Origin of the sequence: Methylobacterium persicinum, from assembly GCF_022179525.1 — a bacterium.
GTDB classification, from domain to species: Bacteria; Pseudomonadota; Alphaproteobacteria; order Rhizobiales; family Beijerinckiaceae; genus Methylobacterium; species Methylobacterium persicinum.
Genome location: NZ_BPQX01000028.1, coordinates 38,408 through 55,855 on the forward strand (window position 1 = coordinate 38,408; position 17,448 = coordinate 55,855).

The window sequence follows — 17,448 nt, forward strand, 5'->3', positions numbered from 1 at the left end:
TCCACGCCGCAGCGAGGAGGATGACGGCTGTGAGGGCGAGGCGAAAGGCCGGTTTCATCTGCTTTCGCCCATGGCACCACTCATTGCGAGCGTAGCGAAGCAATCCAGGGATGCGGGCCTTCTCAGAACGCAGCGCCGCCCTGGATTGCTTCGCTGCGCTCGCAATGACGGTGTAGCTCTTGCGCTTCAGCGCATGACGAACGGGTTCTCCGGCGCGTCGCGGCTGGTGGAGATCCAGATGCTCTTGGTCTCCAGATACTCGCGGATCGCCTCGATGCCGCTTTCGCGGCCGAGGCCGGAGCGCTTCATGCCGCCGAAGGGCATCATGAAGCTCACAGCCCGGTAGGTGTTCACCCAGACCGTGCCCGCCTTCAGACCCTTCGACATCCGCATCGCCTTGCCGATATCCTGTGTCCAGACACCGGCCGCGAGGCCGTAGATCACGTCGTTGCCGATCCTCAGAGCCTCGGCCTCGTCCTCGAAGCCGATGATCGACAGGACCGGGCCGAACACCTCCTCCTGGGCGATGCGCATGGTGTTGGTGACGTCGGCGAAGATCGTTGGCTCCACGAACTGGCCGCCCTTCACCCCCTCGCCCGTGGCGGGGTTGCCGCCGAACACACAGCGGGCGCCCTCGCTCTTGGCCACCGCGATGTAGTCCAGCACCTTCTGGTACTGCGGCGGGGTGGTGATCGGGCCGATATTGGTGCCGGCCTCCATCGGGTCGCCGAGCTTGGCGGACTTCGCCAGCTCGATCAGCCGGGCGGTGAATTCCTCGCGGATGCTGTTTTGCACTAGAAGCCGCGATCCGGCGATGCAGGTCTGGCCGGTGGCGGCGAAGATCCCGGAGATGGCGCCGGCGGCGGCCATCGTCAGGTCCGCGTCGGCGAAGACGATGTTGGGCGACTTGCCGCCGAGTTCGAGGGAGACACGCTTGATCTGCTTGGCGGCGTCCGAGTAGATCCGCGCCCCCGTGACGTCGGAGCCGGTGAAGGTGATCTTGGCGACGTCCGGGTGCTCGACGATGGCCGCACCGGTCTCGGCGCCGTATCCGGTGACGACGTTCAGCATCCCGTCCGGCAGGCCGGATTCCTTCAGCAGCGCGGCGAATTCCAGGGTGCTCGCCGAGGCGAACTCGGACGGCTTGATCACCACGGAACAGCCGGCCGCCAGGGCCGGCGCGCATTTCCAGGCCACGAACAGCAGCGGCGAGTTCCAGGCGGTCAGGGCGCCGACCACGCCCACCGGCTCGTGGGTGGTGAAGGCGAAGGTGTCGGGCTTGTCGATCGGTACCTGCGTGCCCTCGATCTTGTCGGCGAGACCGGCGAAGTAGTGCCACCATTCCGGCTGGTAGCGGGTCTGGCCATACATCTCGGCGAACAGCTTGCCGTTGTCGCGGGTCTCGACCTCGGCGAGGTGGCGGGCCTCCCGCTCGACGATGTCGCCGATCCGGCGCAGCACCTTGCCCCGGGCCGAGGCGGTCATCGTCGCCCAGGGCCCCTCGGTCATGGCCCGCTTGGCCGCCGCGACGGCCCGGTCGACATCGGCTTTCGAACCCCGGGGAATCTTGGCCCAGGGCTCGCCCCGGTACGGGTCGACCGAGTCGAACCACTGGCCCTCGACCGGATCGACGAACGCGCCGTCGATGTAATGCTGGTAGGTCTTCATCGGGGCGGGCTCCCTGGTCCGGCGATCCGGTTCGGGTATGGATCAGCCCGCGGCAAGCCGCCACCCCGTCCGACGCAGCCGGGGTTACGCGATCCCCGTCATTGCACCCTCCCCCGTCATTGCGAGCGCAGCGAAGCAATCCAGGTTAGCGCCGCGTTCGGCGAGGTCCCGCATCCCTGGATTGCTTCGCTACGCTCGCAATGACGGCGGGGTGGGGGGAAGGCCCTCACCCCCGGCGGATCCAATCCAGCACCCCGTCCGCCGAGCGGAAGGCGTCGAGGGCATGGACCCGGGCGTCGGGCAGGGAAGCCTGGGCCATGGTCGCCAGGGCGTGGCCGGGGCCGAGTTCGAGCACGCGGGTCGCCCCGTACTCGCCGCAGGCGTCGAGGCAGGCCGCCCAGTCGAGGGTGCGGGAGATTTGCGCCGCAAGCTTGTCGAGGCCGGCTTCCGGCTGGAACACCGCCGCCCCGTCGAGGCCACTCAGAAGGCGGGGCGCCGAGGGCGGCGGGCGGTGCAGTTCCGCCTCCGCCAGGAGTGCGCGGAACCGCGTGCTCGCTTCGGCCAGCAGGGGCGTGTGGGAAGGCGTCTCGACAGGCAGCGGCACCGCCCGCTGCGCCCCGTGGGCAAGGGCGTCCTCGCAGAGCGGATCGAGGGCATCCCGGCGGCCGCCGACCACGAAGCTGTCGGCAGCGTTGCGGATCGCGAGGTGGCACCCGTGCCGGCGGATGAGTGGGTCGAGGACCGGCAGGCCGATTCCCCGGATCCCGGCGAGGCCGAACCCTTCCCCCGAGGCGGCGTCCATTGCCTCGGCCCGGGCGGCGGCCAGCCGCAGCACGGTGGCGGCGTCGAAACGGCCGGCGATGCCCCAGGCGGCGAGGTCACCGATACTGTAGCCCGCCACCACCGCCCGGCCGGGCTTGCCCACGGCGATCACACTCCAGCCGGCAAGCGCCGCGACGCAGCACAGAATCTGCCCGGTGCGGTTGCCGTGAAGCCCCTCACCCGATGCGGCGAGGTCCCGGGGATCGGTGCCGCCGAGCAGCGGCCGGGCCGCCTCGAAGACGCCCTGTGCCTCGGGCCGGTCGGCGGTGAGGGCGAACATCGCCGGGTGCTGGCCGCCTTGGCCGGACAGAAGGATCGCGAGGGTCATGCGGGGTTCCGGAGCGCGCTACGGTCCATGCCGCCCACATCGTCATGGCGAGCGCAGCGAAGCCATCCAGGGTAGCGCTCCGTTCGGAAATGTCCCGCTGCCCTGGGTGGCTTCGCTGCGCTCGCAATGACGGCGCGGGTTTGGTTCGTTCAGACGATCAACGCCATAGCCGGCATCATCGCCACCCGGTCGCGGTGCTTCACGAGCACGCTGCCGCCCTCCGGCGCCTCATAAAGCTCGCGCCACTGCACCCCTCCCCCATCCGGCAGGAGGATCTCTCCGTCGAGGCGCATCGGCGCCTCCGCATCGAGGCGGGCGAGGCCGGCGAGAAGTGTCCGCGGGACGGGGCCGGGCCAGAGCAGGTCGAGGTCGGAGGTGGGGGCGAGGTAGGTGAGCCCCGTCACCGCCTGCCAGAGCAGGGCGCCGAACGGGCGGGGCACGAGGCCGTGCTCCTCGCCCAGCACGATCAGCGCGTCGAGGGCCGGCTGCCACGCGGCCGGCGCGCAGGGGGCCGCATCGCGCAGCGTCGGCGCCGCCATCGGTGTCAGGGCCGCGGCCGGGAGGGCGAGGCCGATCCGGCGCTTGCCGTCGGCGGGGGGCAGGGGCAACCCAAGGGGGACGAGGCCCGCCTCCTCCCCCGGCACCCGGCGGCGGACGATCAGCGGGCGCCCGGCTTCAGCCCAGCCGGGCAGGTGGGGCACCCCGTCGAGGTCGCGCCGGGCGCGCAGCAGATCCGCCCAGGCGGCAGGGTCGGCCGCCACGAGGTCGTGGCGGGCGGCCTCAGCCGGCACGGATCTGGTCGGCCACAGCCTTCGCGATGGCCTCCGCCACGGGACGCCCGCCCCGCTCCTGGCCGAGCCGGTCGCGCTCGTCCCGCTCCGGCAGGACGGCGATCAGGTCGCGGATCTGCGGCCCGAGGGGCTTTTCCGGGTCGAGCACCGCGTGGACCGCGCCGGTGGCGAGCATGTTGTCGAGGCCCGGCGCAAAGACCGGTGTCGATTTCGCCATCTCCTGCAGCTTCTCCAGGGGCAGCTTGGTGACCCGGGCGACCGAGGGCAGGTCCATCACGCTCGGGTTGGCGCCGGGCAGGGCGGCGAGCACCCGGGTCGCCAGCGCCGTGGCAATGAAGGCGCCCGCCGCCGAGTGCCCGTAAAGGAGCCCCACCGTCGGGTGCCCGCGCCGGTCGGCCAGCAGCAGCGCCTTGGCGAGGTGGGCGAGGCATTCGTTGAGGCCGAGCAATTCGTCCCTCCGGCTCATCCGCTGGCTGTCGGAATCAACCGCCACGAGGATTGGCGCCTTGTCCCCCGCCCGTACCGCGTCGAGGACGTGGCCGGCGAGCGTCAGCGCGCCCTCGACGCCCAGCGGCGCGTCGCCATCGACGCCGATGACCCGCAGCCGGCCTCCCTCGAACGGGCCTTCGCCCGCGACGAGCCCATCCGCGACCGTGACGGCATGGCCTTCGGGGAAGAGCGAGGCCAGGATCTCAGCGAGCGTCATGAACCGCCTCCCGTGCCTGCGCGACGGTTTCGTCGAAGGCGCCCGTGTCCATGGCCGGCACCGCATCCGGATCGTTGACGCCGAGCTTCGCCCAGATGTCGGTCGCGTCCCGGCATTGGCCGAACCTGTCGATCCGGGCCCGCAGGCGGGCTTGCTCGGCCGTCAGCGTGTCGAGGTCGAAGGCCGGGGCGTCGGCGATCAGGCGAAGCGCCGCCTCGCGGAAGGCGGAGACCGTGTCCGCGCAGAAGGCGTCGGCGCCGCCGATCAGCCGGCGATGCTTGCCGCCCATGGTGCGCCAGACCAGCGCCCGGTCCTTCGAGTCGAATTCCTCGGCGCCCTTGTTGGTCTCGATCACCTCCGGCCCGGAGACGGAGATGCGCCCGCCCTCAGAGACGGCGAGCCGCGAGCAGGTGCCGGCGATCAGCCCACCGCCGCCGAAGCAGCCGGCCCGTCCGCCGATCAGCCCGACCACCGGTACGCCGGCCGCCCGCGCGGCGACGATGGCCCGCATCGCCTCGGCGATGGCGGTCTCGCCGGCATTGGCCTCCTGCAGGCGGACGCCGCCGGTATCGAGGAGCAGCAGCACGGCCGCCGGCTTCACGTCTAAAGCGGCCCGGAGCAGGCCGACGAGCTTGGCCCCGTGAACCTCGCCGAAGGCACCGCCCATGAAGCGACCCTCCTGGGCGGCGACGAACATGGTCTTGCCGTCGAGGCTGCCGGAGCCGACGACGATGCCGTCATCGAAGGCCCGCGGCAGGTCGAACAGGGGCAGGTGCGGGCTCATCCGGCGCTCGGCCGGGCCGAGCACTTCCGTGAAGCTGCCGGGGTCCAGCAGGGCGTCGAGGCGCTGGCGGGCGCTGGCCTCGTACCAGCTCAGGCGGTCGCGGTCGGGTCCGGCCATGCTCACGCCTCCATCAGGCGCGCGCCCTGGAGCAGGCGCAGGGAGACGGTGTCGGGCCGGGCGCCGCCGTCGTTGATCGAGATGCGCACGCCCCCCGGCTGGGCGCGGGCGACGAAATCCGCCACCACCGCCTCCCAGACCGGCCCATAGCCGGCGACCGGCGTCTCGATCGCCACCTCGCAGGCATCCGGCGGCAGCACCCGCTCCAGCAGGATCTCCAGGTTGCCGGAGGCGACGACCCCGGTGATCGCTTGGGGCTTGGTGCCAGGCAGTGGTTTCGTCGTGGTGTGGCGGAACGTCAGGGATTCCATGGTCTGTTCCTAGAAGGCGGCGACTCGATCCCATCAGACCACCTCATCCTGAGGTGCCCGCGGCAGCGGGCATCGAAGGGGGCCTCCAGACGTCTCGCGGGTCCTGGAGGCCTCCTTCGAGGCCGCTTCGCGGCACCTCAGGATGAGGTCGTGGAGGGGAGGACAGTCATGATGTATCGGCTCACCAGTTCCTGAACCGGGCCGGCGGCTCGTAGAGGCCGCCGGACCAATGCACGAGGTCCTTGATCGAACGCGCCGCCAGCAGCGAGCGGTCGGCGTCCAGGGGCTCGATGCCAAGGTCTTCCGGCCGGCGGATGATCCCCCGGGCGCGCAGTTCCTCGACCTTCGCCCGGTCCCGGCCCCGGCCGATCTCGGTATAACCCGCCACCCCGCGGATCGCCTGCTCCCGGTCGTCCGCATCGCGGCAGAGGAGGAGGTTGGCGATGCCCTCCTCGGTGACGATGTGGGTCACGTCGTCGGCGTAGATCATGACCGGCGCCAGCTCGAGGCCGATCTTTTTGGCGAGCTCCATCGCGTCGAGCTTTTCGACGAAGGTCGGGACCAGCTTGTCGCCGAAGGTCTCGACCAGCTGCACCACAAGCTTGCGCCCGCGCATCAGCGCCGGATCGCCGACGATTTGCGCCTCGCGCCCCGCCTTCATCCACGGGTCGGAGGGATGGCGGCGGCCATGCGGGTCCGAGCCCATGTTCGGGGCGCCACCGAAGCCCGCCACCCGCGATTGCGTCACCGTCGAGGAATGACCCATCAGGTCGATCTGGAGCGTCGCGCCGATGAACATATCGCAGGCGTAGAGGCCCGCCGTCTGGCACAGCGCCCGGTTCGAGCGCAGCGATCCGTCCGCCCCGGTGAAGAACACGTCCGGCCGCTCGCGGATGTAGCGGTCCATGCCGACTTCCGAGCCGAAGCAGTGGACTTGGCGGACCCAGCCGGATTCGATGGCCGGGATCAGGGTCGGGTGCGGGTTCAGGGCGAAGTGGGTGGCGATCTCACCCTTCAGCCCGAGTTTCTCGCCGTAGGTCGGCAGCAGCAACTCGATGGCCGCCGTGCCGAATCCGATGCCGTGGTTGAGCCGGCGCACGCCGTATTCCGCGTAGATACCCTTGATCGCCATCATGGCGATCAGGATCTGCGTCTCGGTCATCGCCGCCGGGTCGCGGGTGAACAGCGGCTCCACGAAGAACGGCGTGTCCGCCTCGACCACGAAATCCACCCGGTCGCCGGGGATATCGACCCGGGGCACCTTGTCGACGATCTCGTTGACCTGCGCGACGACGACGCCGTTCTTGAAGTGCGTCGCCTCCACGATGGTCGGCGTGTCCTCGGTGTTCGGCCCCGTGTAGAGGTTGCCCTCCCGGTCGGCCGAGACGCCCGCGATCAGCGCCACATGCGGCGTCAGGTCGATGAAGTAGCGGGCGAACAGTTCGAGGTAGGTGTGGACTGCCCCGAGCTTGATCTGGCCGCCATACAGCATTTTGGCGACCCGGGCGCCCTGCGGACCCGAATAGGAATAGTCGAGCCGCTCGGCGATGCCGGTCTCGAACACGTCGAGATGCTCAGGCAGGACGATGCCCGACTGCACCATGTGCAGGCCGTGGACCTTGCCTGGGTCGCACTGGCTCAGCGCCCGGGCGAGGCAATCCGCCTGCTTCTGATTGTCGCCTTCGAGGCAGACCCGATCGCCCGGCTTCAGCACCGCTTCCAGCAGCGCCACCGCGTCGCCCGCCGGCACGACCTTCCCGTTCGCGTGCGCCCGCCCCGCCTCGATGCGCGCGTCGCGGGCCTTCCTCTCCCCGCGCCAGTCGGCCATCGTCCGTCTCCCTTGTATGCGCTTGATAGACTAGCGGCCCTCAACGGATTTTCAAACCGGTCGTTGTCACTTTTTCGTATACGAAGTTGCGGACGACGCACAATCCTGCATACTCGTCGGCAACAAGGGCAACAGCCACGGAAGGAAACGCGCCATGCCGGAAGAGGCAGAATTCGCCTGCACTCCGCCCACGCCGAAGTGCGGGAGGGCCGGGCGATGATCGTCCTGGGAGTTGGCCTCCTCGCCACCTGCACGCTGATCGGCGTCTATCTCGGCGACCTCCTCGGCATCGCGCTGGGGGTGAAGGCGAATGTCGGCGGCGTCGGCATCGCCATGATCCTGCTCATCGCCGCTCGCGTCTGGCTCGACCGGCGGGGGCGCCTGTCCAAGGGCGTGAAGTTCGGCGTTGAGTTCTGGGCTGGGATGTACATCCCGATCGTGGTCGCCATGGCGGCGCAGCAGAACGTGGTGGCGGCGCTGACCGGCGGTCCCATCGTGATCATCGCCGCGGTCGGCTCCCTGGTCCTGTGTTTCGGTGCCGTCGCGATCCTCAGCCGCTTCGGCGGGCGGAGTGCGCTTGGCCCGGAGGCGGCCCATGCCGGCTCGGTCATTGAGGGCGAGGCCGACGACATCGCGGCGGCGCCCGTAGGCCACAACACCGCGCGGCGGGAGGGCTGAGGCCGATGCTTCACGATATCTGGCACGGCATCGAGCATGTCTTCATCGAGCAGAGCCTGGTCGCGGCCTTCGCCGTGGTGGGCGGGTTGATCCTGGTCTCGAACCTGGCGGCGAAACGCCTGACCAACGGCCGGGTTCACGGCTCGGCCATCGCCATCGTGCTCGGGCTGGTGCTCGCCTATTTCGGCGGGCTCTATACGGGCGGCAAGAAGGGCGTGGCCGACATCCCGGCACTGGCCGGAATCGGCCTGATGGGCGGGGCGATGCTGCGGGACTTCGCCATCGTCGCCACCGCCTTCGAGGTGGACGTGATCGAGGCCCGCCGGGCGGGGCTGCTGGGCGTGCTGGCCCTGGCGCTGGGCACGATCCTGCCGTTCATCGTCGGGACGCTGACGGCGGTGGCCTTCGGCTACCATGACGCGGTGTCGATCACGACCATCGGCGCCGGGGCGATCACCTATATCGTCGGCCCGGTAACGGGGGCGGCCATCGGCGCCGACTCTACGGTGATGGCGCTGTCCATCGCCACGGGCGTCACCAAGGCGGTCATGGTGATGGTGGGGACGCCGCTGGTGGCCAAGCTGATCGGGCTCGACAATCCCCGCTCGGCGATGGCCTATGGCGGCCTGATGGGAACGGTGAGCGGCGTCGCCGGGGGGCTCGCGGCCACGGATCCGAAGCTCGTGCCTTACGGCGCCCTGACCGCGACGTTCCACACCGGCATCGGCTGCCTCGTGGGGCCGTCGATCTTCTTCCTGACGGTGCGGGCGCTGGTCGGGTAGAGCAACGTGGCTCCGTCATGGCGAGCGGAGGGATGCAAACCGGGGATGCGCTCCGTTCGTCGGACGGCGCGCCGACCCTGGATTGCTTCGCTGCGATCGCAATGACGGCGAGGGTACGACAGTGGGGTGCTGGGCATGGATGCTGTCGATGGGATAGGAGGGGCCGAGCGGGGGCTCCTATCGGAGCGGATCCGCAACGCGCTGACCGATGCCATCGCGGCGGGCGATTTCGCCGCCGGCACGACCCTCGACGAGCAGGTGCTGGCCGATCGCTACGGTGCGTCGCGCACCCCCGTCCGGGAAGCCCTGCGCCAGCTCGCGGCGTCGGGGCTCGTGGAGATCCGCCCCCGCCGGGGCGTGGTGGTGGCGCAGCTCACCCCGCAGCGGATCGGCGACATGTTCGAGACCTCCGCCGAGGTGGAGGCCCTGTGCGCCCGCCTCGCCACCTACCGGATGACGCCCCTGGAACGGGGGGCGCTGATCGACCTCCACGATCAGTCGGCCCAGGCGGTGGCGGCGGGGGATGTCGACGCCTACGACCACCTCAACCGCGCCTTCCATGAGGCGCTCTATGCCGGCACCCATAACGGCTTCCTGGCCGAACAAGCGCTCGCCCTGAGGGAGCGCCTCGCGGCCTTCCGGCGGACGCAACTCCGGCAGGGGGACCGGATCCACCGCTCCCGTGATGAGCACGGCGAGATCCTGGCGGCCCTGTCCGAGGGCGACGGCGAGGCCGCCGCCCGGCGGATGCGCGCCCACATGCTCCGCGCCGCCGCGGCGCTGGGGCGCTACATCGCCGGGCCGGGGATGGGCTGAGGGCGGTTCTCGTAGACCGCCGTCATTGTGAGCACACCGTCGCCATTGCGAGCGGAGCGAAGCAATCCAGCAGCGCCACGGTCTGAGGCGTCCCGCTTCCCTGGGTTGCTTTCCTCCGCTCGCAATGACGGTGAAGCGCACGCAATGACGGTGAAGCGGCGGAGGCGTGGCCCGCCCTACTCCCGTCAGCCGATCCCCTCCCCATCGCCCGGCCGTGCGAGGGAGGCGCTGCCCGGCGGGGCGGCCAGGGCGTCGGCGAGGCGGGCGATCCGGCCGGCGGCGCTGACGATCCCTTCGGCTGCCCGCGCAGCGGCCTCGTCCCGCGCGCTTTCCGCGGCAGCGACGACGGAGCGGGACTCGGCCACCTCTGCTTCCAGGGCGGCGAACCGCTTGCGCAGGTCGGCCAGCTCGTCGGCTATCGTCAGTGCGGCCATCACGTGGAGCCGCATATCGCCGATCTCGCCGAAGCTCGTCCGCATCTGCGCGATGCGGTCACTGAAGTCGGCGCTCAGGGCGGTGAGATGCGCCTCCTCGTCCTTGCCGCAGGACATGCGGTAGGTCTTGCTGTCGATGGTGACGGTGATGATCGGCATCCGGTCAGTGCCTCTCCAGGACGCCCGCGACGGCGGCGATCGCCCGGTCAAGCCGGCCTCCGACCTCGCCCGACGTGGCCTCCACCTGGGCAAGGCGGGCGCTGGCCGCGTCGAGGGCGGCGGCGAGGCGGCTCCGGTCCTCCCCCAGAAGGGTGAGTTCGGCATCCCTGTCGTCCGGGGCGGCCTCCGCTTCCAGCCGGCGGGTCACGGCGGCTTCGAGGCGCGACAGGGTCACGTCGAGGTGGTGCAGGGCGTCAGTCACGGGGTCCCGCTCGGGCGCGTCGTCGGGCGGCATCGTCATCGCGTATTTCGCATCCTGGAACATGTCTCGCCGCGCGGGACGCGGTGCGGCGCCGCGAGCCTCGCAGCCTTCGGCCGGTGCCGCCGGCCCGTTGCGCCGTACCTGGGCCGGACCGTGCAACAAGTTTCGATCGGATTATCGGCGATTTCCAGGGAAAAAGCCGTTCCGAGGACTCTATGCACTTTGCCTCGCGTTGAATTCGCCGAAGTTCGTGACAACTCATGGTTTGTCACTTGCGCGCGTTTGACAGGCAGGGGCGCCATGCTAGACAGCCGCGCGTTCCCAAAGTGGTTCACCGAGCCGTCGCCTGACAAGCCCGTGACCGCCCCGATCCTTCGCCCGCCCAAGGCGGTCGGCCCGGTGTCGTGGCAGCCTCGTGGAGGTGGCGGGATACCGGTTCATGGCCGGTTCAAGCCCGATCTCTCAAGGGCTGTCCCGCCCAAGGCCCGGAGGCAGGTTCGGGGCGCGGGCGCCGGGGGGCACCAGGCTGGGGCCACCGCCGAGTGGGCGGCAGGCCGGCATCAGGAAGGATCAATGCCGTGACGAAGGTTGCCATCAACGGGTTCGGACGTATCGGCCGCAATGTGCTGCGGGCCATCGCCGAGGCCGGCCGCAAGGATATCGAGGTCGTGGCGATCAACGATCTCGGCCCGGTCGAGACCAACGCGCACCTGCTCCGCTTCGATTCCGTGCACGGCCGGTTCCCGGGTGAGGTCTCCGTCGATGGCGAGTTTCTCGTGGTGGACGGCCGCCGCATCAAGGTGACTGCGGTCCGCAACCCCGCCGAGCTGCCCCACCGCGACCTCGGCGTCGACATCGCCCTCGAATGCACCGGCATCTTCACGTCGAAGGACAAGGCGAAGGCCCATCTCGACGCCGGCGCCAAGCGCGTCCTCGTCTCGGCCCCCGCCGACGGTGCCGACCTGACGGTGGTCTACGGCGTCAACCATGACAAGCTCCAGGCCGACCACCTCGTCGTGTCGAACGCGTCCTGCACCACCAACTGCCTCGCGCCGGTCGCGAAGGTGCTGAACGAGGCCGTGGGCATCGAGCGCGGCTTCATGACCACGATCCACTCCTACACCAACGACCAGCCCTCGCTGGACCAGATGCACAAGGACCTCTACCGGGCCCGCGCCGCATCGCTCTCGATGATCCCGACCACGACCGGTGCCGCCAAGGCGGTGGGCCTCGTGTTGCCGGAGCTGAAGGGCAAGCTCGACGGGACCTCGATCCGCGTGCCAACCCCGAACGTCTCGGCGGTGGACCTCGTCTTCACGGCCAAGCGCGAGACCTCGGTCCAGGAGATCAACGACGCGATCAAGGCCGCCGCAGCGGGCCCGCTCAAGGGCGTGCTCGGCGTCACCGACCGGCCGAACGTCTCGATCGACTTCAACCACGACCCCCATTCCTCGACCTTCCACCTGGACCAGACCAAGGTGATGGACGGGACCTTCGTGCGCATCCTGGCGTGGTACGACAACGAGTGGGGCTTCTCGAACCGCATGGCCGACACGGCCGTCGCGATGGCCAAGCTGCTCTGATCGGGTCGGCCTGATCGTGTGCGAAACGCTCCGTCGCCCCCCTTGGGCGGCGGAGCCTTTTGTTCCCCACGGCGTTCTTTGGTAAGGGTGGTATCGGGATGGCAGACGCGTCGCAGGGCCCCACGGGCGGCCAGGGTTCCACCCCGCAGGCTCCCTCTTCCTCCCCTCCGCCTCCTCCCTCGCCCTCCCCCGCCGTCACGACAGCCCCCTCACCCGCCGCCGGGCCGGTGACGTCGCTTTCAGCGAACCAGCTCTTCGACCAACTCGCCCGGATCGAGGACAAGGCCTCCCGCATCGAGGACAAGTACGCCCGCTCCGAGGCGCTGCTGTCGCGGGTGGAGGACAAGGTCGAGGGGGCCACGGGCCGGATGAACGAGGCCGCCCGCCAGTCGGACCTCGCCGCCCTCCGCAACGAGGTGCGCGGCCTCGCCGAGCGCACCCGCCGCCTTCCGGGCACCGGCGCCCTCGTCCTCACCGCGGTCATCACCGCTGTCCTCACCGTCGTGCTGATGGTGGCCGTCCAGCGCCTCAACCTTGACGGGCTGCTGCCGCCCCGGCCGAACGCCGCCGCTGTCCGCTGAGCCCTCCCCGCCCATCTCGCACTGAAGACAAGGACCCGATGAGCGCCTTCCGCACCCTCGACGATGCCGGCTCGCTCCAGGGGAAGCGCGTGCTCATGCGCGTCGACCTGAACGTACCGATGGAGAACGGGCGCGTCACCGACGCGACTCGGATCGAGCGGGTCGCCCCGACGATCCGGGAGGTCGCGGGCAAGGGCGCGAAGGTCGTGCTGCTGGCCCATTTCGGGCGGCCCAAGGGCAAGCGCGAGCCTAAGGATTCCCTGGAGCCGGTGGTGCCGGCGCTCTCCGCCGCATTGGAACAGTCGGTCTCCTTTGCCGCCGACTGCATCGGCGACGCGGCTGCCGCTGCGGTCGCTGCCCTGAAGGACGGCGACGTGCTGCTCTTGGAGAACACCCGCTACCATGCGGGCGAGGAGAAGAACGATCCGGCCTTCGCCGACGCCCTGGCCGCCAACGGCGACGTCTACGTCAACGAGGCGTTCTCCGCCGCCCACCGGGCCCACGCTTCCACCGAGGGCCTCGCCCACCGCCTGCCGGCCTATGCCGGCCGCGAGATGCAGGCCGAGCTGGACGCCCTGACCAAGGGACTGGAATCGCCACAGCGCCCGGTGATCGCCATCGTCGGCGGCGCCAAGGTTTCGTCGAAGATCGACCTGTTGGAAAACCTCGTCGCCAAGGTCGACATGCTGGTGATCGGCGGCGGCATGGCCAACACCTTCCTGCACGCGCAGGGCAAGGGCGTGGGCAAGTCCCTGTGCGAGAAGGACCTGGCCGAGACCGCCACACGCATCCTTGCCGCAGCCAACAAGGCCGGCTGCCGGATCGTCCTGCCGGTGGATGCCGTCTCGGCCGCCGAGTTCAAGGCCAATGCGCCCCACGAGACCGTGCCGGTGGATGCTGTGCCGGAGACCGGCATGATCCTCGACGCCGGCCCGCGCTCGGTCACCGAGATCAACGCTGCCATCGATACCGCCAAGACCCTCGTCTGGAACGGCCCCCTCGGGGCCTTCGAGCTGACGCCCTTCGATGCGGCCACCGTCGCGGCGGCCAAGCACGCGGCGGAGCGGACCAAGGCCGGGCAGCTTGTCTCGGTGGCGGGTGGCGGCGATACCGTGGCCGCACTCAACCACGCTGGCGTCGGCGCGACCTTCACCTATGTCTCGACGGCGGGCGGCGCCTTCCTCGAATGGCTGGAAGGCAAGGCCCTCCCGGGCGTCGAGGCGCTGCGGGCGAAGGGCTGACCGGACGACTGCGCGTTTCCAAGTCTCCGCCTCATCCTGAGGTGCCCGCGTCAGCGGGCTTCGAAGGAGGGCTCCAGGGAACGCGGTGAGATCTGGAGGTCTCTTTCGAGGCCTCCGCTTCGCTGCGACACCTCAGGATGAGGTGTCAGGATGGGATCGGCCGAAGGTGCCGACCGAACGATAGCCGAGGTGGGACACATGGCACGCATCACCCTGAGGCAGCTCCTCGACCACGCCGCCGAGCATGAGTACGGCGTGCCGGCCTTCAACCTGAACAACATGGAGCAGGGGCTCGCCATCATGGCGGCGGCGGACGCCACCGACTCGCCGGTCATCCTGCAGGCGAGCCGCGGGGCCCGCGCCTATGCCAACGACATCGTGCTGGCCAAGCTGATCGATGGCCTCGTCGAGATCTATCCGCACATCCCGGTCTGCATGCACCTCGACCACGGGAATAACGAGGCGACCTGCGCCACCGCGATCCAGTACGGCTTCACCTCGGTGATGATGGACGGCTCGCTGAAGGCCGACGGCAAGACCCCGGCGGACTACAACTACAACGTCGAGATCACTCGCAACGTCACCAAGATGGCCCATTGGGCCGGTGTCTCGGTGGAAGGCGAGTTGGGCGTGCTCGGCTCCCTGGAGAGCGGCCAGGGCGAGGCCGAGGACGGCCACGGCGCCGAGGGCACCCTCTCCCACGACCAGCTCCTCACCGACCCGGAGGAGGCGGTGAAGTTCGTCGAGGCCACCAAGGTCGATGCGCTCGCCGTCGCGATGGGCACCAGCCACGGCGCCTACAAGTTCACCCGTCAGCCGGACGGCGAGGTGCTGGCCATGAACGTGATCGAGGAGATCCACCGCCGCCTGCCGACGACCCACCTCGTCATGCACGGCTCGTCCTCGGTGCCGCAGGACCTTCAGGACATCATCAACAACTATGGCGGCCAGATGAAGCCGACCTGGGGCGTGCCGGTCGAGGAGATCCAGCGCGGCATCAAGCACGGCGTCCGCAAGATCAACATCGACACCGACAACCGGATGGCCATGACCGGCCAGATCCGGAAGGTGCTGACGGAGAACCCCTCCGAGTTCGACCCGCGCAAGTACCTGAAGCCTGCCATGGAGGCCATGACGAAGCTCTGCAAGCAGCGCTTCGAGGAGTTCGGCACGGCGGGCAAGGGCTCCAAGATCCGCCCGATCTCCGTGGCCGAAATGGCCAAGCGCTATGCGAGCGGCACCCTCGACCCGAAGATCGGGGCGCAGTAAGCGAAGGCGGTTCTCAGCCCTGGCATCAGGTCGATGGTCGCACAGCGTATTGCCCTCCTCGGTCCCCACGGCCTCGACGCCGCGGGGGCCGAAACCCTCCTGCCGGCCCTCGAAGCCGCCTGCACCGCGGGGGATGTCGCCGCGGTAATCCTGCGGTTCGCGGCCGCGGACGAGCGGACCCTGACGGGTCTCGTCAAGCGCGCCGCTGCCGTGGTGCAGGCCCGGGAGGCCGCCCTCGTGATCGCCTGCCCCGGCTTCACCCGGGACCTTGTCCAGGTCTCGGCCAGGGGTGGGGCGGATGGCGTGCACCTCGACAAGCCCCGCGACCCTGCCAGCGACCTCGCGGACCTGCGGGGTCGGCTCAGGGACGGGCGCATCCTGGGCGCCGGGGGCTTCGAATCGAAGCACATTGCGATGGAGGCCGGCGAGGCCGGGGTCGACTATCTGATGTTCGGCGGCCTGTACCCGGACGGGGCCGCCCCCGATCCTGAGACGGTGCTGGCCCGGGCGGCATGGTGGGCGGAGATCTTCGAGACGCCCTGCGTCGCGGTCGCCATCACCGAGGCCGAACTGCCCGCCCTCATCGAGACCGGCGCGGAGTTCGTTGGCCTGGAAAGCGCGATCTGGATGCCGGATCCCGACGCTGTCGCCCGGACGCAGGCACTGCTCGGAGCTCAGGCCGGATGAGGCCGCTCATCCTCGCCTTCGCCGCGCTTCTTGTCGCCCAGGAGGCGACTTCGGCCGCGTCCCTGGCCGACCCGAAGGCCACGCCTGTCCCTGCGACCGACCAGAAGCTCTCGCGGGAGCTCCCCTCCCCCTACACGCCGAACTTCACCGGCGGGGCGGTGCCGCCCGCCACCGGGCAGCCGCCGGATTTCGCCTACGGCGCCTACCAGCGCGGGCAATACGTCACCGCCTTCCGGGAGGCCACCAAGCGCATCGAGGCCAATCCCAAGGATGCGCCGGCGATGACCCTCCTCGGCGAGCTTTACAACCAAGGGCTCGGCGTTCCCCAGAACCCGGTGAAGGCCGCCGACTGGTACAAGGTCGCTGCGGCACAGAACGACCCGGCGGCCATGTCGTCCCTTGGCCTGATGGCCCTCGACGGGCGCGGCGTGCCCCGGGACCCCAAAGCTGGCCGGCGCTGGCTCGAACAGGCCGCCGCCCTCGGCTCGCCGACGGCTGCATATAACCTAGGGTTGATCCTGATCGGAACCGGCACCAGCGCCGACGAGACGGAGGCTGCCAAGCAGTTCCGCAAGGCGGCGGATGCGGAGGTCGGGCCGGCGCAGCACGATCTCGGCGTGCTCTACCTGCAAGGCCGGGGCGTCCCGAAGGACCCCGCCCAGGCGGCTTCGTGGTTTCGCCGGGCGGCCGATAACGGCGACCTTGCCGGGGAGGTCGAATTCGCCATCCTGCTTTTCAACGGCACGGGCGTGTCCAAGGATGAGCATGCCGCAGCCCGCTACTTCCTGCACGCCGCCAAGCGCGGCAACGCCATCGCCCAGAACCGGATCGCCCGGCTCTACGCGTCCGGCCGCGGGATCCAGAAGAACCTCGTCGAGGCCGCTGCTTGGAATCTTGCCGCGGCGGGGCAGGGCCTGTCCGATGCGTGGCTCGATCAAGCGGTCGCCGGGCTCTCCACCGACGAAAAGGTCCGCGCCGAGCGCCTCGGCAACGAGCGGGCGGAGGCGCAGTAGGGCGCGGCTTACTTCGCCGCCCCGTCCGCCAACCCCGTTATTTCGAGCGTAGCGAAGCAAACCAGGGATGCGCTTCGTTCTGAGGCGTCCCACTGCCCTGGGTTACTTCGCTGCGATTGCAATGACGTTGAGGGTGTCGGGGGGCTGCCCCCCGCAGCTCTACTCAGCCTTCGACCAGTCGACCCCTGCTTCCAGCTCGGGCAGGAGCACCACGCTTTCCTGCTCGTTCGGATCGGTCCGGGCGATCACCGCCACCACCGGCTCCGTCTGGCTGCGGTTGTAGGGCAGGTGCGGCACGCCGGCGGCGATGAAGACGAACTCCCCTGCCCCGGCGACGGCGTGATGCTCCAGCCGCTCGCCCCAGAAGCAGCCGGATATCCCCTTCAGCACGTGGATCGCCGTCTCATGGGCCTCGTGTTTGTGGGCATGGGCTCGCTCGCCGGGGGCGATCTCGAGGAGCTGCATGTGCAGGGCCTTCGCCCCCACGGCCTCCGCCGAGATGGCCGGGCGGTACAGATGGCCCTGTTTGCCGCGGAAGGGCGCACTCTCGCGCACCACCATCAGGCCGGCTCTTCCCGTCATCCCACC

19 protein-coding genes are annotated in these 17,448 nt (G+C 69.9%); 9 read left to right on the plus strand and 10 right to left on the minus strand.

Features of this window, described 5'->3' with window-relative positions:
- Positions 1–186: 186 nt before the first annotated feature.
- The 7 genes from MFF22_RS12040 to mdcA all read right to left on the minus strand — a co-directional run bounded on the left by MFF22_RS12040 (position 187) and on the right by mdcA (position 7,355).
- On the minus strand, positions 187–1,668 hold the full coding sequence (locus MFF22_RS12040) for an aldehyde dehydrogenase (protein WP_238249206.1): 1,482 nt from the start codon (positions 1,666–1,668) through the stop codon (positions 187–189).
- 226 nt (positions 1,669–1,894) lie between these two features.
- On the minus strand, positions 1,895–2,818 hold the full coding sequence (locus MFF22_RS12045) for an ACP S-malonyltransferase (protein WP_238249207.1): 924 nt from the start codon (positions 2,816–2,818) through the stop codon (positions 1,895–1,897).
- A gap of 149 nt (positions 2,819–2,967) precedes the next feature.
- Complete coding sequence (gene mdcG, locus MFF22_RS12050) at positions 2,968–3,609, minus strand: malonate decarboxylase holo-[acyl-carrier-protein] synthase (RefSeq protein ID WP_238249208.1); 642 nt, start codon at positions 3,607–3,609, stop codon at positions 2,968–2,970.
- Positions 3,599–4,315 carry a biotin-independent malonate decarboxylase subunit gamma gene (mdcE, locus tag MFF22_RS12055; protein WP_238249209.1) on the minus strand — a complete coding sequence of 239 codons (717 nt, stop codon included), beginning with the start codon at positions 4,313–4,315 and terminating at the stop codon, positions 3,599–3,601. Before mdcE ends, mdcG begins: the two co-directional genes overlap by 11 nt.
- Positions 4,302–5,216 carry a biotin-independent malonate decarboxylase subunit beta gene (locus tag MFF22_RS12060; protein WP_238249210.1) on the minus strand — a complete coding sequence of 305 codons (915 nt, stop codon included), beginning with the start codon at positions 5,214–5,216 and terminating at the stop codon, positions 4,302–4,304. The genes mdcE and MFF22_RS12060 overlap by 14 nt, the downstream gene beginning before the upstream one ends.
- Before the next feature lie 2 nt (positions 5,217–5,218).
- Positions 5,219–5,527: a malonate decarboxylase acyl carrier protein gene (gene mdcC / locus MFF22_RS12065; protein WP_238249211.1), complete on the minus strand. Its 309-nt coding sequence runs from the start codon at positions 5,525–5,527 to the stop codon at positions 5,219–5,221.
- A gap of 181 nt (positions 5,528–5,708) precedes the next feature.
- Complete coding sequence (gene mdcA / locus MFF22_RS12070) at positions 5,709–7,355, minus strand: malonate decarboxylase subunit alpha (RefSeq protein ID WP_238249212.1); 1,647 nt, start codon at positions 7,353–7,355, stop codon at positions 5,709–5,711.
- Between the two features lie 216 nt (positions 7,356–7,571).
- Here mdcA and madL point away from each other — a divergent pair, with 216 nt between their 5' ends.
- The 3 genes from madL (at position 7,572) to MFF22_RS12085 (ending at position 9,631) form a co-directional block, all read left to right on the plus strand.
- On the plus strand, positions 7,572–8,033 hold the full coding sequence (madL, locus tag MFF22_RS12075) for a malonate transporter subunit MadL (protein WP_238249213.1): 462 nt from the start codon (positions 7,572–7,574) through the stop codon (positions 8,031–8,033).
- Positions 8,034–8,050: 17 nt separating this feature from the next.
- Entirely contained in the window at positions 8,051–8,815 is a 765-nt protein-coding gene (madM, locus tag MFF22_RS12080) for a malonate transporter subunit MadM (RefSeq protein ID WP_238249346.1), read from the plus strand.
- A gap of 135 nt (positions 8,816–8,950) precedes the next feature.
- On the plus strand, positions 8,951–9,631 hold the full coding sequence (locus MFF22_RS12085) for a GntR family transcriptional regulator (RefSeq protein ID WP_238249214.1): 681 nt from the start codon (positions 8,951–8,953) through the stop codon (positions 9,629–9,631).
- Between the two features lie 185 nt (positions 9,632–9,816).
- Here the strand turns inward: MFF22_RS12085 and MFF22_RS12090 are convergent, their stop codons facing one another.
- Together MFF22_RS12090 and MFF22_RS12095 are read right to left on the minus strand one after the other, a co-directional pair.
- The gene (locus tag MFF22_RS12090) at positions 9,817–10,224 is read right to left on the minus strand and encodes a cell division protein ZapA (RefSeq protein WP_238249215.1); all 408 of its coding nucleotides are present in this window, start codon (positions 10,222–10,224) and stop codon (positions 9,817–9,819) included.
- Between the two features lie 4 nt (positions 10,225–10,228).
- Complete coding sequence (locus MFF22_RS12095) at positions 10,229–10,525, minus strand: DUF4164 family protein (protein WP_238249216.1); 297 nt, start codon at positions 10,523–10,525, stop codon at positions 10,229–10,231.
- A gap of 539 nt (positions 10,526–11,064) precedes the next feature.
- Here MFF22_RS12095 and gap point away from each other — a divergent pair.
- From gap to MFF22_RS12125, 6 genes are all read left to right on the plus strand, one after another.
- A complete protein-coding gene (gap, locus tag MFF22_RS12100; RefSeq protein ID WP_238249217.1) occupies positions 11,065–12,069 on the plus strand; it encodes a type I glyceraldehyde-3-phosphate dehydrogenase in 1,005 nt (334 codons plus the stop codon).
- A gap of 98 nt (positions 12,070–12,167) precedes the next feature.
- Complete coding sequence (locus MFF22_RS12105) at positions 12,168–12,650, plus strand: hypothetical protein (protein ID WP_238249218.1); 483 nt, start codon at positions 12,168–12,170, stop codon at positions 12,648–12,650.
- 38 nt (positions 12,651–12,688) lie between these two features.
- Positions 12,689–13,891, plus strand: a complete 1,203-nt coding sequence (locus MFF22_RS12110) for a phosphoglycerate kinase (protein WP_238249219.1) — start codon at positions 12,689–12,691, stop codon at positions 13,889–13,891.
- A 198-nt stretch (positions 13,892–14,089) separates the two neighbouring features.
- A complete protein-coding gene (gene fba, locus MFF22_RS12115) occupies positions 14,090–15,160 on the plus strand; it encodes a class II fructose-bisphosphate aldolase (RefSeq protein ID WP_238249220.1) in 1,071 nt (356 codons plus the stop codon).
- 33 nt (positions 15,161–15,193) lie between these two features.
- Positions 15,194–15,847: a thiamine phosphate synthase gene (locus MFF22_RS12120; RefSeq protein WP_238249221.1), complete on the plus strand. Its 654-nt coding sequence runs from the start codon at positions 15,194–15,196 to the stop codon at positions 15,845–15,847.
- A complete protein-coding gene (locus MFF22_RS12125) occupies positions 15,844–16,860 on the plus strand; it encodes a tetratricopeptide repeat protein (RefSeq protein WP_238249222.1) in 1,017 nt (338 codons plus the stop codon). The genes MFF22_RS12120 and MFF22_RS12125 overlap by 4 nt, the downstream gene beginning before the upstream one ends.
- Before the next feature lie 159 nt (positions 16,861–17,019).
- Here the strand turns inward: MFF22_RS12125 and MFF22_RS12130 are convergent, their stop codons facing one another.
- Positions 17,020–17,442, minus strand: coding sequence for a cupin domain-containing protein (locus MFF22_RS12130; protein WP_238249223.1), 423 nt, complete (start codon positions 17,440–17,442; stop codon positions 17,020–17,022).
- Positions 17,443–17,448: the final 6 nt, after the last annotated feature.

Bases quoted from the DNA above. Each gene is read 5' to 3' on its own strand.
- MFF22_RS12040 (WP_238249206.1), bottom strand. From the start codon at position 1,668: ATGAAGACCTACCAGCATTACATCGACGGCGCGTTCGTCGATCCGGTC.
- MFF22_RS12045 (WP_238249207.1), bottom strand. From the start codon at position 2,818: ATGACCCTCGCGATCCTTCTGTCCGGCCAAGGCGGCCAGCACCCGGCG.
- mdcE (WP_238249209.1), bottom strand. From the start codon at position 4,315: ATGACGCTCGCTGAGATCCTGGCCTCGCTCTTCCCCGAAGGCCATGCC.
- MFF22_RS12060 (WP_238249210.1), bottom strand. From the start codon at position 5,216: ATGGCCGGACCCGACCGCGACCGCCTGAGCTGGTACGAGGCCAGCGCC.
- mdcC (WP_238249211.1), bottom strand. From the start codon at position 5,527: ATGGAATCCCTGACGTTCCGCCACACCACGACGAAACCACTGCCTGGC.
- mdcA (WP_238249212.1), bottom strand. From the start codon at position 7,355: ATGGCCGACTGGCGCGGGGAGAGGAAGGCCCGCGACGCGCGCATCGAG.
- madL (WP_238249213.1), top strand. From the start codon at position 7,572: ATGATCGTCCTGGGAGTTGGCCTCCTCGCCACCTGCACGCTGATCGGC.
- MFF22_RS12085 (WP_238249214.1), top strand. From the start codon at position 8,951: ATGGATGCTGTCGATGGGATAGGAGGGGCCGAGCGGGGGCTCCTATCG.
- MFF22_RS12090 (WP_238249215.1), bottom strand. From the start codon at position 10,224: ATGCCGATCATCACCGTCACCATCGACAGCAAGACCTACCGCATGTCC.
- MFF22_RS12095 (WP_238249216.1), bottom strand. From the start codon at position 10,525: ATGACGATGCCGCCCGACGACGCGCCCGAGCGGGACCCCGTGACTGAC.
- MFF22_RS12105 (WP_238249218.1), top strand. From the start codon at position 12,168: ATGGCAGACGCGTCGCAGGGCCCCACGGGCGGCCAGGGTTCCACCCCG.
- MFF22_RS12110 (WP_238249219.1), top strand. From the start codon at position 12,689: ATGAGCGCCTTCCGCACCCTCGACGATGCCGGCTCGCTCCAGGGGAAG.
- fba (WP_238249220.1), top strand. From the start codon at position 14,090: ATGGCACGCATCACCCTGAGGCAGCTCCTCGACCACGCCGCCGAGCAT.
- MFF22_RS12120 (WP_238249221.1), top strand. From the start codon at position 15,194: ATGGTCGCACAGCGTATTGCCCTCCTCGGTCCCCACGGCCTCGACGCC.
- MFF22_RS12125 (WP_238249222.1), top strand. From the start codon at position 15,844: ATGAGGCCGCTCATCCTCGCCTTCGCCGCGCTTCTTGTCGCCCAGGAG.
- MFF22_RS12130 (WP_238249223.1), bottom strand. From the start codon at position 17,442: ATGACGGGAAGAGCCGGCCTGATGGTGGTGCGCGAGAGTGCGCCCTTC.